The 14,432-nt window shown below is 47.8% G+C and carries 15 protein-coding genes; 10 read left to right on the forward strand and 5 right to left on the reverse strand.

Translation table 11 applies throughout. From position 1 onward, the window contains the following. Nucleotides 1–332: 332 nt before the first annotated feature. The 8 genes from GRF55_RS05695 to GRF55_RS05730 all read left to right on the forward strand — a co-directional run bounded on the left by GRF55_RS05695 (nucleotide 333) and on the right by GRF55_RS05730 (nucleotide 5,980). Nucleotides 333–833, forward strand: a complete 501-nt coding sequence (locus GRF55_RS05695) for a NimIJ family nitroimidazole resistance protein (protein ID WP_220369547.1) — start codon at nucleotides 333–335, stop codon at nucleotides 831–833. 6 nt (nucleotides 834–839) lie between these two features. Next, nucleotides 840–1,127 (forward strand): hypothetical protein, encoded by a 288-nt coding sequence (locus GRF55_RS05700; RefSeq protein ID WP_255563847.1) that lies wholly within the window; start codon nucleotides 840–842, stop codon nucleotides 1,125–1,127. 44 nt (nucleotides 1,128–1,171) lie between these two features. Next, nucleotides 1,172–1,369, forward strand: coding sequence for a hypothetical protein (locus GRF55_RS05705; protein WP_220369548.1), 198 nt, complete (start codon nucleotides 1,172–1,174; stop codon nucleotides 1,367–1,369). 10 nt (nucleotides 1,370–1,379) lie between these two features. Further along, nucleotides 1,380–1,769, forward strand: a complete 390-nt coding sequence (locus tag GRF55_RS05710) for a VOC family protein (RefSeq protein WP_220369550.1) — start codon at nucleotides 1,380–1,382, stop codon at nucleotides 1,767–1,769. A 464-nt stretch (nucleotides 1,770–2,233) separates the two neighbouring features. After that, a complete protein-coding gene (ftsY, locus tag GRF55_RS05715) occupies nucleotides 2,234–3,187 on the forward strand; it encodes a signal recognition particle-docking protein FtsY (protein WP_220369551.1) in 954 nt (317 codons plus the stop codon). A 3-nt stretch (nucleotides 3,188–3,190) separates the two neighbouring features. Beyond that, nucleotides 3,191–4,489: a 30S ribosomal protein S12 methylthiotransferase RimO gene (rimO, locus tag GRF55_RS05720; protein ID WP_220369552.1), complete on the forward strand. Its 1,299-nt coding sequence runs from the start codon at nucleotides 3,191–3,193 to the stop codon at nucleotides 4,487–4,489. Next, nucleotides 4,489–4,782 carry an HU family DNA-binding protein gene (locus GRF55_RS05725; protein ID WP_220369637.1) on the forward strand — a complete coding sequence of 98 codons (294 nt, stop codon included), beginning with the start codon at nucleotides 4,489–4,491 and terminating at the stop codon, nucleotides 4,780–4,782. Before rimO ends, GRF55_RS05725 begins: the two co-directional genes overlap by 1 nt. After that, a complete protein-coding gene (locus GRF55_RS05730; RefSeq protein ID WP_220369553.1) occupies nucleotides 4,775–5,980 on the forward strand; it encodes an HU family DNA-binding protein in 1,206 nt (401 codons plus the stop codon). The genes GRF55_RS05725 and GRF55_RS05730 overlap by 8 nt, the downstream gene beginning before the upstream one ends. Before the next feature lie 41 nt (nucleotides 5,981–6,021). Here the strand turns inward: GRF55_RS05730 and GRF55_RS05735 are convergent, their stop codons facing one another. Then, the gene (locus GRF55_RS05735; RefSeq protein ID WP_220369555.1) at nucleotides 6,022–6,555 is read right to left on the reverse strand and encodes an FHA domain-containing protein; all 534 of its coding nucleotides are present in this window, start codon (nucleotides 6,553–6,555) and stop codon (nucleotides 6,022–6,024) included. 32 nt (nucleotides 6,556–6,587) lie between these two features. Further along, the gene (locus GRF55_RS05740) at nucleotides 6,588–7,544 is read right to left on the reverse strand and encodes an SPOR domain-containing protein (RefSeq protein ID WP_220369556.1); all 957 of its coding nucleotides are present in this window, start codon (nucleotides 7,542–7,544) and stop codon (nucleotides 6,588–6,590) included. Between the two features lie 163 nt (nucleotides 7,545–7,707). Here GRF55_RS05740 and rfbC point away from each other — a divergent pair, with 163 nt between their 5' ends. Together rfbC and GRF55_RS05750 are read left to right on the forward strand one after the other, a co-directional pair. Beyond that, complete coding sequence (rfbC, locus tag GRF55_RS05745; RefSeq protein ID WP_220369557.1) at nucleotides 7,708–8,259, forward strand: dTDP-4-dehydrorhamnose 3,5-epimerase; 552 nt, start codon at nucleotides 7,708–7,710, stop codon at nucleotides 8,257–8,259. Between the two features lie 105 nt (nucleotides 8,260–8,364). Continuing rightward, nucleotides 8,365–10,779, forward strand: coding sequence for a TonB-dependent receptor (locus GRF55_RS05750; RefSeq protein ID WP_220369558.1), 2,415 nt, complete (start codon nucleotides 8,365–8,367; stop codon nucleotides 10,777–10,779). A gap of 60 nt (nucleotides 10,780–10,839) precedes the next feature. Here GRF55_RS05750 and GRF55_RS05755 read toward each other — a convergent pair whose 3' ends face one another. From GRF55_RS05755 to glyA, 3 genes are all read right to left on the reverse strand, one after another. Next, complete coding sequence (locus tag GRF55_RS05755) at nucleotides 10,840–11,970, reverse strand: alpha/beta hydrolase (protein ID WP_220369559.1); 1,131 nt, start codon at nucleotides 11,968–11,970, stop codon at nucleotides 10,840–10,842. A gap of 100 nt (nucleotides 11,971–12,070) precedes the next feature. Next, nucleotides 12,071–12,568 (reverse strand): cyclophilin-like fold protein, encoded by a 498-nt coding sequence (locus tag GRF55_RS05760; RefSeq protein WP_220369560.1) that lies wholly within the window; start codon nucleotides 12,566–12,568, stop codon nucleotides 12,071–12,073. Nucleotides 12,569–13,040: 472 nt separating this feature from the next. Then, nucleotides 13,041–14,321: a serine hydroxymethyltransferase gene (glyA, locus tag GRF55_RS05765; protein WP_220367515.1), complete on the reverse strand. Its 1,281-nt coding sequence runs from the start codon at nucleotides 14,319–14,321 to the stop codon at nucleotides 13,041–13,043. Nucleotides 14,322–14,432 lie beyond the last annotated feature (111 nt).

The following is a 14,432-nucleotide window of genomic DNA, read 5'->3' on the forward strand; positions in this document are numbered from 1 at the left end:
GGGAAGCCTGCACAAATAAATTGTGCACGATTCTTATAGGTGCTTAATACTGCTCTTTCTTTTTTTCGAGGTGGTAGTTCGAGAAGTGATTGAGCAAAATTCCATGCTTTGAAAAGCACGCTACAAAGATATGAATATTTTTTGTAATCCGCAAAAAGTGGTAACAATTCTTTGCACTGACAAGTACAAAAGACAATACTTGCACAGATAAGAATAAAGTCGTATCTTTGCAGAAGATTCTGGAAGCAGAAAGGTTCATGCAAAATGAACATCATCTTGGGCTTTAAACATTTTCACAACGCGTACATTATTATATATATAACGGAAGGACTATGAATTTCAGGGAAATGAGACGGCGGCGACAGCAACTTTCAGACGAGGAGAGTATCGCCATACTGCGGAACGGCACTTCGGGAACGTTGGGACTGTTGGGAGACAACGGCTATCCATACACCGTGCCACTCAGTTATGTCTATGCCGACGGGTGTATCTATTTTCATAGCGCACTGGCAGGGCATAAGGTCGATGCCATCAGGGCATGCGACAAGGCTTCGTTTTGCGTGGTAGCCCAAGATGCCGTGCAACCGAAGGAGTACACGACGTATTTCCGCAGCGTGATTGCTTTCGGACGGATTCACATCATTGACGACGAGCAGGAGAAGTTGAAAACAGCCCGCATGCTTGGCAATCGGTATAATCCCGGCGATGATGAAAGCTTGCAGAAAGAACTGGAAAAAGGTCTGTCGCGCATGCAGATGCTCCGTTTCGACATCGAGCATCTGACGGGAAAGGAAGCCATCGAACTGGTAAGACACAACGAATCAAAAGAATAAAAGAAGATGACGATACAAGAGTTTAGGGAGTACATGGCATCGGGCAAGCCCGTCATCGGCGACTCGGATGTCCACCTGATGTTTCATCAGCTGTCGCAGGAAGCGCTGCGCATCACGGCTGAAATCAACGGCAAGTATCATACGCCTGAGGAGCTTCACGGTTTGTTGGAAGAACTCTGGGGGCGTGAGGTGCCGAAGAGCGTGGGACTGTTTCCACCGTTCCATACCGACTGCGGAAAGAATACGGTCGTCGGCGGCATACCGGCAAAGGTCATCAGAGAGGTTGACAAATAAGCCACACAAGGCACTAAATATGAACAACAAGGACACCTAACCGCATGACGGACAAATATATCACGCAACCGACGGCATTCCCGTTGAATGGCGAACTGCCGTGGAATCAGATTAAGTGTCTCCAGGAGACGATTGAGAAACTGATTCTTGCCCTAGATGATGATTATGACATACGCGATGGCGTGGCTATCCACAAGACGGCGGTGAGAAGGCTGGAACTCGTAGAACAAGACCCACTATAAACACAATGACATGTTACATCTGAACAAGGTACACCATATCGCAGTCATCTGCTCTGACTACCAGCGAAGTCTCGACTTCTATACCCAAGTGCTCGGTTTCCGCATCCTCGCAGAACACTATCGGAAGGAGCGTCAGTCGTACAAGACCGACCTTGCCCTGGGCGATGAGTATGTGATAGAATTATTCTCCTTCCCGTCGTCGCCTCGGCGAGCAACTCACCCCGAAGCAACCGGACTTCGCCACCTTGCCTTTGAGGTGGAAAACCTGGAAGGGGAGGTGCGCGAACTTAACCGACTGGGTATTGCCCACGAAGAGGTGAGGACCGACGAATTCACCGGCAAGCGATTCCTCTTCCTGCAAGATCCCGACGGACTGCCCATCGAGTTGTATGAACGATAACAGCCTACACCCACATTCTCGGATTGTATATTTATGCAATAGCAGGCTGTCTTTAGCAGGTCTTGTAAACTATTGAATTTCAATGCGTTAGAATTGGCTTTCCAAAAGTGGCACTTTCGCACTCCAAAAGTGGCACTTTCAGGAGCTGAAAGGGGAACTTTTGCAAGCTAAAAGTGGCACTTTTGGAAAGTGAAAGTTCAACTGCATATTTATACGCCCTTTTCCGTATGTTTATACGCTTGCGAAAACGCTTCGATAAATGACAAATGAAAAATGATAAATATAATTACGATAAACAATCTCTAATCATAATTCTTAACTCTTAATTTTTAATTCTTAATTATTCCAAGGTGTGATTCGGGCAAATAATTTCTGCTATTTAGTCGCCCTTATCATTTTTTTTGCTATCTTTGCAAAGAAAAAATCGGGGCAGGAGACGCCTTGACAAAAAGTATAAAAGCGTTATGGGATTATTTGGTTTATTCAATAAAAAGAAGCAAGAGACACTCGACAAAGGTTTGGAAAAAACCAAACAAAGTGTATTCGACAAGCTGACACGCGCCGTCGCCGGTAAATCCAAGGTGGACGACGAGGTGCTGGACGACCTGGAGGAGGTGCTTATCACATCGGATGTCGGTGTGGATACGACCGTGAAAATCATCCGGCGCATAGAGGAGCGTGTAGCGCGCGATAAATATGTTTCCACTTCAGAGCTGAACGGCATCCTGCGCGACGAGATTGCCACGCTGCTCTCCGAGAACAATACGGAAGACAACGAGGACTGGGACTTGCCAACCGACCACCGTCCGTATGTCATCCTGATAGTCGGTGTCAACGGCGTGGGCAAGACCACCACCATCGGCAAACTGGCATACCAGTTCAAGAACGCAGGAAAGAAAGTGTATCTCGGAGCTGCCGACACGTTCCGCGCAGCAGCCATTGAGCAACTGAGCATCTGGGGCGAGCGGGTAGGAGTGCCCGTCATCAAGCAGCAGATGGGCTCCGACCCGGCATCGGTGGCATTCGACACACTGAGTTCGGCAAAAGCCAACGGAGCGGATGTCGTCATCATCGATACTGCCGGACGTCTGCATAACAAAGTGGGACTCATGAATGAATTGAAGAAAATCAAGGATGTCATGAAGAAAGTGCTGCCCGATGCGCCCGACGAGGTGATGCTCGTGCTGGACGGAAGTACGGGACAGAACGCTTTTGAACAGGCACGGCAGTTTGCTGCCGTCACACAGATAACAAGTCTCGCCATCACCAAGCTCGACGGCACGGCAAAAGGCGGTGTCGTCATCGGCATCAGCGACCAGCTGAAAGTGCCCGTGAAATACATCGGGCTGGGCGAGGGGATGGAAGACCTGCAGCTCTTCAACAAACGCCGATTCGTGGACTCTCTTTTCGACCATTAAGCCTTGATACGCAACCAGATAGACATCATCAGCCTGGGGTGTTCGAAAAACCTCGTTGACAGCGAACTGATTATGAAACAGCTCGAAGCCAACGGATATACATGCACCCACGACAGCAGTCAGCCGCAAGGGGAGATTGTTGTGGTGAACACCTGTGGATTCATCTCCGATGCAAAGGAGGAGAGCATCAACACCATTCTCGAGCTGGCACAGGCTAAGGAGGAAGGACGAATCGCACGGCTCTATGTAATGGGATGCCTTTCGCAACGCTATCGCGAAGAGTTGCAGAAAGAAATTCCACAAGTCGATAAGTATTATGGCAAGTTCGACTACAAACAACTGCTGACAGACTTGGGAAAGGCGGAAGTGGCTGCCTGTGCGGGCCAGCGCCACCTGACGACTCCTCCGCACTATGCCTACCTGAAAATAGCAGAGGGGTGCGACCGCCACTGTGCCTATTGTGCCATCCCGCTGATTACCGGCAACCATGTGAGCCGCCCAATGGAAGAAATCCTGAGTGAGGTGCGATGGCTCGTGTCGGAAGGCGTGAAGGAGTTTCAGGTGATTGCGCAGGAACTGACGTATTACGGCATTGACATCGACGGCAAGCGACACATCGCCGAGCTCATTTCGCGCATGGCAGACATCGAGGGTGTGGAATGGATACGTCTGCATTATGCCTATCCGACGCAATTCCCCAAAGACCTGCTGGAGGTAATCAAGAACAAACCGAACGTCTGCAAATATCTGGACATCGCGTTGCAGCACATATCTGACAACATTCTTCAACGAATGCGCAGAAACTTCAGTAAATCAGAAACATATCAATTCATTGAAAACTTAAGAAAAACTGTTCCCGGCATTACACTCCGCACCACACTCATGGTGGGATTCCCTGGCGAGACGGATGACGATTTTGAAGAACTGGTTGAGTTCGTGAAGTGGGCACGCTTTGAGCGGATGGGAGCATTTGCCTACTCTGAGGAAGACGGAACGTATGCAGCCCTGCATTACGCGGACGACGTGCCCGACGATGTGAAGCAGTCACGACTCGACCGCCTGATGGCTGTTCAGCAGGAAATCAGTGAGCAGCTGGCTGCCAAAGAGGTCGGAAAGACAGTGCGGGTAATGGTCGATAGAAAAGAAGGCGACTTCTACGTAGGACGCACGGAAAGCAGTTCGCCGGAAGTAGATCCCGAAGTGTTGATTCCTGCAGGAGACAAGACGCTCGACATAGGAGCATTCTGCCAGGTTCAAATCACCGCTTCAGATGAGTTTGATTTATATGGTAAAGCAATATGATGAACAACAAGAATTTTATTCAAGAATTAGCTCGTCGCACCGGCTACACCAATGCGGAAACACAGCGGATGGTGTCGTCGTTTGTCAGTGCGATGGGAGACAGCTTCCAGGAAGGAGAGTCTGTTGTAATCAACAACCTCGGCACCTTTGAGGTGAAGAAACGACTTGAGCGCATCATCGTAAATCCGACAACACATCAGCGCCTGTTGGTTCCCCCAAAACTCGTATTGGGCTTCAAACCTATTGCTGCTATCAAAGAGAAGCTGAAGAAAGGAGGGAAGAAGAATGATTAAGATTCAGGATTTGGCAAAGATTGTTGCTGAGCGCCACAATAAGTCTGAAGAGGAAGTGACGACGTTCCTGGATGCGCTGGTTGATGTGCTGCTCGACGGACTTCATCAAGAAAAGGTCGTGAAAATCAAGGGACTTGGAACGTTCAAGGTGACTACGGTCAAAGAGCGTGCAAGCATCAATGTGAACAGCGGAGAGCCGGTCGTGATAGAAGGACACGACAAAATCTCCTTCCTCCCAGACACATCCATGCGCGACTTGGTCAATAAACCTTTCTCTCAGTTCGAGACCGTGCCCGTGAACGACGGCGTAGAGTTTGAGGACATCGAAACAAGCGTTGACGTGGAAGACACGCAGAATGTTGAGGAAACGGGCGAGGCAATCATAGACGTAGAAACGCACGAAGCTCCGCAAGCCGTTGCATTAGTCGGGCTTTCAGAAAACGAACCGGCAGCTCAACCTGAGAGCGAGAATGAGAATGAGGTTCCTGTGGCTGAAAACGAGCCGGACGATGTTGACGTAACAACGGAAGAGGATGTAACGGAAACCGAGAACGTAACAGAGACGGAGAGTGTAACAGAAACCGTGACAGAGGAGGCTGATTCTCAAGAGGAGGCGCTCGCTGAAACACGTCAAGAAGAGAGTGAACCGCTTCCGCAGGTTACAGAAGAAGAACAGACAGAAAATGAATTAGATACAGAAGAAAACGAAGAGGATATGAAAAAGATTAGTTGGACAAAACTATTGCTGTCAGCCCTATTGATAGCAGCGGCAGCTTTTGCATTGGGATATGCCGTAGGTCAGAAAGCCGGTACTTCCACCTTAACGGAGACTCCAAAAGCGAAAACGGTCGTGGAGGAAACACCGGATTCATTGAAAGAAGGACAAACAACAACCAATCAGACAGAAGCAAAAGAAGAAACGCAAAAAGCAAAGGTTTCTGATGACATGTCGCAGGTTACAAGCGAAGAATTGGAACGTGCCAACGAGAAAGTTGCTTATGGCGCCTATCGAATTGTGGGAGTAGAGAGGGTTGTTACCGCACGCGCCGGACAAACCCTGAAAGCTATCTCGGATGCTAACCTCGGTCCTGGTGCAGAAGCCTATGTCAAGGCGCTAAACGATGGCGTATCAACCGTTTCGGAAGGACAGAAAATACGCATTCCGAAGGTGGAATTGAAAAAGAAATCTGCGAAATAAGAAAAACTGTTTTGTAGCATTGCGCCGGATGCGGCATAATGCTATTCGTCTTTGCTGTCGGGGCTATGAAGTATGATGCTTGTAGCCCCGATAGTAAATAAGGTGCCATCGGAGATGATGCGGCGTTCTCTGTCACCAAGAATCTGATTATCTACAAACGTACCCGTATTGCTCGGTCCGTCCCTTAAAATATATTTCAGACTTCCATCTTTCTGCTTTTCAACGGTGATGACGCAATGGGTCATGTCAATGCTTGGGTCAACAGTCTCAATGGGGGTGTTGATTTTACTTCCCTTCATATATCTGCCAATCACATTCTCACCCAGTCGCAATGGTATGAGCTGCTTGTAATGGAACACATTTTCGATGACAACCAGATGTCCGTAGGTATTTTCTGACTGATCGATAGTCTGTTGCTCTTCTTTTCTCAGGTTGTGGAGTTTAGACGCTCCGATTCTTATCCCAAACTGCTTGTTGCATTGCGGACATTGGAATATGAGCGACTGCCCAGAAGTGTATTTCTGTTCATCAAACGTAATGAAATAATCGCATTTCGGACATCTTACTCTTTTCATGTGGCAATTATTTCAAAAAAAAGAAAAATGATTTAATCGCTAACCTTCATGACCCACGCCTGCTTGAAGTTCTTGTCGGAACGAAGCTGTTTCAATGCCGCATAGGCATCACTGTCGGTTTTATAACTGCCGTAAACCACCTTCAAGTCTTTTTTGTCTTGCAGAAGGCGGGTTTCCTTAAAACCATTCTTGTGCATGTGGTCCTTAAAATATTCCGCATTTTTCCGTTGGGTTCCACTGGCAAGAACAATACAATAGGCAGGTTCTTCGCTCTTGGCAACAACCTGCTGCTGAGCTTGAGTGTGACTTACCGTGGCAACGGTCTTGGAAGATACGAGTTTTGGCTCGCCCGTTGTTATGTTCTTGGGCATCATGTTCTGGATGCCTCCTGACATCAAGACTTCCTGTTTAGTAGTATCTATCGGGTTGAGGAATAAGATGAGTGCCAATAATGCCACGGCAGCCACTGCCGCTTTTCTCAGCGTGCTGAGTTTTATCGTAATGGTTTTTGCCACAACTTTTTCATCACCCATATCTTCGGTCAGATTTTGTTCTTCCTTCTTATCCGGAGCAACAGGGCTCATTCTGAAGCTGTCCAAAGCATATAGGCAAGGGGAGAGGATTCCCGCATCATTGGGCGCAAACTCCATCTTTCCATCGGCGTTGACTGAAAGAAGTCCGACGTGGTGAATCTCATATCTGCCCTCATTATTCAACTGACTCTTGATACATTGCACGGTTTTCTCAATGCGCTCTGTCGCCTCAGTCATGCTGATATTATAAACCTTCGCATAGGATTGTGCCAAAAGAGAATCGTTGATGGTCAGTTGCGGGTTGAATCCTATCGTTCGCATTGGTGGCAAAAACAAACCGTCGCGCTCGTCGTATTTAGCAGATACATAGTGAGCGACAAAGCCCCCCAACTCAGGAACTATGACGCAATCATTTTCAAGCAGTAATACTTCAATATGTTTTGCTAAATCTTTCATGTTTGCAAAATTACGATTTTTTTCTTAATCCACAAATCTCTTCCAACAAAAAATGAGAAGAAATGTTGAAAAAGTGTGAATTCCCTCGTAATCCCCTTCTTTTTTATTTGTTCAGTTCCGTTTTTATCATTACTTTTGCAGAAAATCTTAATAAAACGTACGTATGGATTATAGAGAAACTAAAATAAAAGGCGTTTATGTAATTGAGCCAAAGGTCTTTACAGATAATCGCGGTTATTTCATGGAGTCCTTCAAACAACAGGAGTTTGAAGAAAATGTTTGCTCGATTGACTTTATTCAAGAAAACGAGTCGAAGTCTTCAAAAGGTGTTTTGCGAGGGCTTCACTACCAGAAAGGCGAGTTTGCTCAGGCAAAATTGGTGCGTGTCATCAAGGGGCGCGTGCTTGATGTTGCGGTAGATCTTCGCCGAAACTCACCAACTTTCGGTCAGTATGAGATGGTTGAGTTGAGTGAAGACAACAAACTTCAATTCTTTATTCCGCGAGGCTTTGCGCATGGTTTCCTCGTATTGAGCGACGAAGCCATTTTCACCTATAAAGTAGATAATGTGTATGCTCCCCAACATGAGGCGTCAGTGAAATGGAATGATTCGGCGATTGGCATTGAATGGCCGATAGACGAAGATCAACTGATTTTGAGCGAGAAGGACAAGAACGCCAAACCATTGAGTGAGGCGGTTCTTTTTGACGACTGAGACCGTCTGTCAACATCTGGATTCGAAAAATCCTAAGAAATGAGGATGGCGGATTCTGATGATTCTGCTTACATTTGCAGACGATTACACATTATTATATTTATTATGAATAGACGATCATTACTCTTAGTGTCAGCTGTTGTCATGACGCTGTCAGCTTTTGGCGTGGATGATGAGGGCGCGCGTCCGATTCTTCCTGACACATCACGCGTGTTCGACCTGGACGAGGTCACTGTGATATCACAGCCGAAAGAAAGTTACCGCATGCGAATGCAACCGTTAAGTTCGTCAATGTATGATGAAGAGCAACTTAACAGCCTGAGCATCGGCGACCTACGCGAACTTTCATCCTATGTTCCTTCTTTCGCTATGCCTAATTACGGCTCGCGCCTCACATCTTCGATGTATATTCGTGGCATAGGCTCGCGCGTCAACAATCCTGCGGTCGGTATTTACGTAGATGGCGTGCCAATAATCAGTAAAAGCGCCTTCAATTTCCATTTGTATGACATTGAGCGCGTCGATGTCCTGCGAGGTCCGCAAGGAACATTGTACGGACAGAACACAGAGGGTGGATTGGTGCGTATCTATACCAAGAATCCTATGACCTATCAGGGAACCGATGTGCGGTTAGGGCTGGGCTCCCATTTCTATCGCAATGCAGAGGTAGCACATTATAATAAGGTGAACGAGCGGTTGGCTTTCTCGTTGGCAGGTTTCTATAATGGTCAGAACGGATTCTTCCGCAATCAACAAACAGGCGAGCGAGCGGATTGTTTCAACGAAGCAGGCGGAAGGCTGCGTATGGTGTATCAGCCGTCCGACGTTTTCCGGATGGACTATCTGGCAGACTACCAATATGTTCGCCAGAATGCGTTCCCATACGGAGTGATGGACGCTAACGGAACAATTGAGAGTCCTTCGACAACCTATCAGAACAACTATCGCCGCAACATTTTCCACAACGCACTCAACATGAAAGTGGCTGGACGCGGATTTGACTTTTATTCCACGACCAGTTATCAACTGCTCAGAGACTACATGCTGATGGACCAGGACTATTTGCCTGAAGACTATATGCACCTGTCACAGCGCCAGCTTCAGAACGCACTGACACAGGAATTTGTGTTCAAGAACAACAGCTCGGGCATTTGGCATTGGACGGCAGGCGCATACGGGTCTTACCAGTGGCTGAAGACTGAAGCGCCAATATATTTCGGAGACGGCATTACCGGTCCTATCGGAAAAGGTATTCATTCTGCGATGTACAACGCTATGATTGGCTCTTTCATGGGAAGATTCATCGCTCAGGGTATGACGCCCGAGCAGGCGAGGGAAGCAGCGGCGGCATTTATTGCCCAACGTGGCGGCATAACGATGGACGTGAAGATGGAAGTGCCGGGAATATTCCGCACACCGCAGTTCAACTTGGGACTTTTTCATGAATCAAATATTGAGATTACACCCAACCTGATTGCCACGCTCGGTTTGCGCTATGACTACATGCAGACGAAAATCGATTATGATACGGAAGCCCGCATGGCCATGACTGCAAACGTGATGGGAACGGAAGCAACATACATACTGACATCCGTCTTGAAGAACACGGAAAAAGAACACTACAATCAGTTACTTCCGAAAATGGGGTTGACCTATCGTTTTAACAACGGCAACAATATTTATGCCCTTGTGAGCAAAGGCTATCGTGCCGGCGGTTTCAACATGCAGATGTTCTCGGACATTCTCCAAACGGAGCTGAACGCCAACTCACGGAATGCGATGAGCGGAGATTACGACGTTCCCCATACAGACGAAGACTATGAGCGTATCGCAAAGACGATATCCTACAAACCGGAAGTCAGTTGGAACTATGAGTTCGGTACCCATCTGAATCTTTTCGGAGATGCCGTAAAACTTGATTTCTCAGGATTCTATGTGCAGATACGCAACCAGCAGTTGTCTGTCATGGCAGACAATTATGGCTATGGCCGCATGATGGTAAACGCAGGAAAGAGCTATTCCTGCGGTGTTGAACTTGCATTGCGCGGCAAAGCCTTCGACAATCATCTGTCGTGGGGAATGAACTACGCATACACTCACGCGGTCTTTAAGGAATACACAGACACTATAGAAGGAGTATCTTTCACGAAAGAGGTTGTGGACTACAAGGACAAGCGGGTGCCATACGTTCCTGAACACACGTTCAGCGCCAATGCAGACTATCGCTTTGATTTCCTGAGCGGAGCCCTGAAATCACTTACGCTGGGTGCCAATGTCTATGCGCAGGGAAAGATTTACTGGAACGAAATCAACGACTTGTCGCAACCGTTCTATGCGGTTCTCGGTGCGCATGCCGATGCTGACTTTGGGAATATCGTCCTGTCGGCATGGGTCAAGAATCTCACTGACAACAAGTATAGCACATTCGTTGTTCAAAGCGCGATATCGGGAACTGCCTATAGCTTTGCGCAAAGAGGAAATCCAATTCAGTTCGGTGTAGATCTGAAATTGCATTTCTAAGCAAAATCGGTCATTAGACTCCAGCGAAAGTCTAATGACCGATTTTTTTGAATAAAGGAATTATTTCAGATTCTTATTGAAGAACTCTGCCAGTTTGTCCCAAGGGATGAGGTTTTTCGACTCCCCTTTACCTTCAGCTTTTGTCCAGCCACCATCGTAGAGATCGCAATGTGAGGCACCGGGTATGATAATCAGTTGTTTGTTCTCGGGGTTGGGATTAGGTTTGGTCACGAAATGATATCCCTCAGCCTTGCCATCCACCATATAGTGATAGGCAGCTTCGCCGAAGTAGCGTGAGTGAGCCTTCTCTCCATGCATCACGAGGACGGCAGAGCGAATCTCATTGATATAATAGAGGAAACGGGCATTTGCGTATGCCTGTGTTCCTATCACGCGCCAGCCATCATTTGAGTTGCCGCTACGCTTATGGTAGCCACGCGGTGTGATGTAGTAGTCGTAGTAATCTTTCACAAACTGAGGTGCATCCTCTGGCAGCGGATTCACCACACCGCCAGCCATCGCCGCCGGGTCATCCAGTCGCTGCTTGGCGATTGCCTCGCGGGCTGCATGGCGGGCATCCTCCTTGTCGTCAGCATCGTAATAGCCATTGCCACTGACGCGAGTCATGTCGTACATCGTGCTGGCTACGGTAGCCTTGATGCGTGTGTCGGCAGCGGCGGCATTGAGGGCGATGCCTCCCCAGCCACAGATACCGATGATGCCTATCTTTCCGGCATCCACGTTCTCCTGCTTCGAGAGGAAGTCAACAGCTGCCATGAAGTCTTCGGTGTTGATGTCGGGCGAGGCTGTACGCCGGGGCTCTCCGCTGCTCTCTCCGGTGTAGGAAGGGTCGAAAGCCAGCGCCACAAATCCGCGCTCTGCCATCCGCATGGCATAGAGTCCGCTCGACTGTTCCTTGGTGGCTCCAAACGGACCGCTGACGGCAATTGCCGCCATCTTTCCTTGTCCGTCTTTAGGTGTGTAGAGGTCAGCTGCCAACGTCAGACCATACTGTGTTTCAAAGGTCACCTTCTGGTGCTTCACTTTCTCACTCAGCGGGAACACCTTGTCCCACTCCTGTGTTAACTCAATCTTTGCCATACTGTCATTTTCTTTTTTGTTTGTTGCTTTTTCTGTGCAAGCCGTCAGTATTCCGGCGGTAAGCAATGCTGCAAATAATACTTTCTTCATCTTATTATTTTCTTTCCGTTTTGAATGATAATTCCTTTCTGTCTCGCCTGTGCCAATGTGCCTTGCAGGGTATAGGCATTTGAGGAAAGTTTGTCGGCACTCACGTTGTTCTACTCAACGACAAGGTGACGCTGATGTTGTTCTCGCCTGCTTTGAGGAATGTCGTCAGTTCGCTTGCTGTCAGATTGTCAATCTTTCCTAAGCGAGTATAAGTCCATGAGTTTGTGCCATAGAAGATACAGATGTTATCGCCGCTGTAAAGGATGACATCACCTGGCTGGGCATTTATCCGTTCGTTGCTCGTTGGCAACGAGAACCCCAGGGGACCCCAGATTTCAAAGCCACCGCTCGAATTGAGCGTCACCGTGACAGGAGCTTGCTGAAGTTTTTCCACAAGTGCTTGCGTGGCACTGTTGTCGGCAAGCGTCACTGACGCCGTCTTGCCGCCGATTGTAATATACATTTTTTGTGTCATAGTCTCATCGTTTGGGGTCTGCGCCTGTGTCTCGTCACTGCTGCACGAGATGATAACCAGAGCCGTAACCAACATTATCAGGCGATGAATGAATGCTGTTTTCGTCATTTCCTTCGTTTCCATATAAATCAATCTCTGTTACCCGATGCAAAGATACAATTTTTTTTCGACATTTAAGCAGAAATTCCTATATAACGTAGGTTCATATAAGATAAGAATAGGTGAAAGTTTGATGCGACATCTCTCATCTCACTCGTTCAGCGACTTGCAGCTTTTGTATATTTATGCAGAGGGTAGGGTATTAAGGCGCGTTTTGTAAACTCCTGAATTTCAATACATTAAGTAGAGCTTTCCAAAAGTTGAACTTTTAGCTTGCAAAAGTTCAACTTTGAGGACGCAAAAGTTCAACTTTCAGCGTGCAAAAGTTCAACTTTTGGAAAGTGAAAGTTCAACTGCATATTTATACTACCTTTTCCGTATGTTTATACAGGGTGTGTTTGGGTGATTATTTTCGCCGGATTCACATTCCATATAACACAAAAAAGCCGGATTCGCAACAGCAAATCCGGCTTTTCTTTTTTTGACCTCCTATTTCTTAATAAGCGAACAGGGGATAGTCTTTCATCATCTCATTGACACGTGCGCGAACGCTTGCAATTACCTCTTCATTCTCAGGAGCGTTGAGCACTTCCTCAATGAGGTCGGCAATGACTGGCATCATGTCTTCCTTCACGCCACGAGTGGTGATGGCAGGAGTACCGAGACGAATACCGCTGGTCTGGAATGCAGAGCGCGTATCGAACGGAACCATGTTTTTGTTGACCGTGATGTCGGCAGCAACGAGTGCATTCTCAGCCACCTTACCAGTCAGTTCGGGATATTTCGAACGGAGGTCAACCAGCATGGAGTGGTTGTCTGTACCACCGCTGACGATACCGAATCCGCGCTTTACGAGTTCCTCTGCCAATACCTGCGCATTCTTCTGCACCTGTTTAGCCCATTCCTTGAACTCAGGCTGCAGTGCCTCGCCGAAAGCAACTGCCTTTGCAGCGATAACATGCTCCAGCGGTCCGCCTTGCTGACCTGGGAATACGGCAGAATTGAGTATCTGGCTCATCATCTTCACCTGTCCCTTCGGAGTGGTCAGTCCCCATGGGTTCTCAAAGTCTTTGCCCATCAGGATGATACCTCCGCGTGGTCCACGCAAAGTCTTATGAGTCGTAGATGTCACGATGTGTGCATATTTAACGGGGTTTTCCAACAGTCCGGCAGCAATGAGTCCGGCAGGGTGAGCCATGTCAATCATGAGCAATGCTCCCACCTTGTCGGCTATTTCGCGCATGCGTTTGTAATCCCATTCGCGGCTGTATGCCGAGCCACCACCAATAATCAGTTTGGGCTTGTGCTCGATGGCAAGCTGCTCCATCTCGTCATAGTCCACGCGTCCTGTTTCCTTTTTCAGATTGTAACCCACGGGCTTGTAGAGGATACCGCTGGTGTTCACGTGCGAACCGTGTGAGAGGTGACCGCCGTGGTCGAGGTTCATACCCATGAACGTATCGCCGGGCTTCAGTACGGCGAGGAGAACAGCCGCATTGGCTTGTGCGCCGGAGTGTGGCTGAACGTTAGCATACTCAGCACCAAACAACTCACAAACGCGGTCGATAGCGAGTTGCTCAACCTGGTCAACTACTTGACAACCGCCATAATAACGCTTGCCAGGATAGCCCTCAGCATACTTATTGGTCAGGTAGGAACCCATAGCTTCCATTACCTGATCGCTTACAAAATTCTCACTGGCAATCAGCTCAATGCCTTTCAACTGGCGCTGATGCTCTTTTTCAATCAGTTCAAAAATCTGGTTGTCTCTTTTCATAGTGATTTGAGTGTTATACAATTTTAATATGATTATATACGATTCAATTCGCCTGCGAAGGTACATATTATTTTTAACATAAAGCAGGAAAAGCATTAAAATTTAGGCTTA

Origin of the sequence: Prevotella sp. Rep29 (genome assembly GCF_019551475.1) — a bacterium.
Taxonomy (GTDB): Bacteria; Bacteroidota; Bacteroidia; order Bacteroidales; family Bacteroidaceae; genus Prevotella.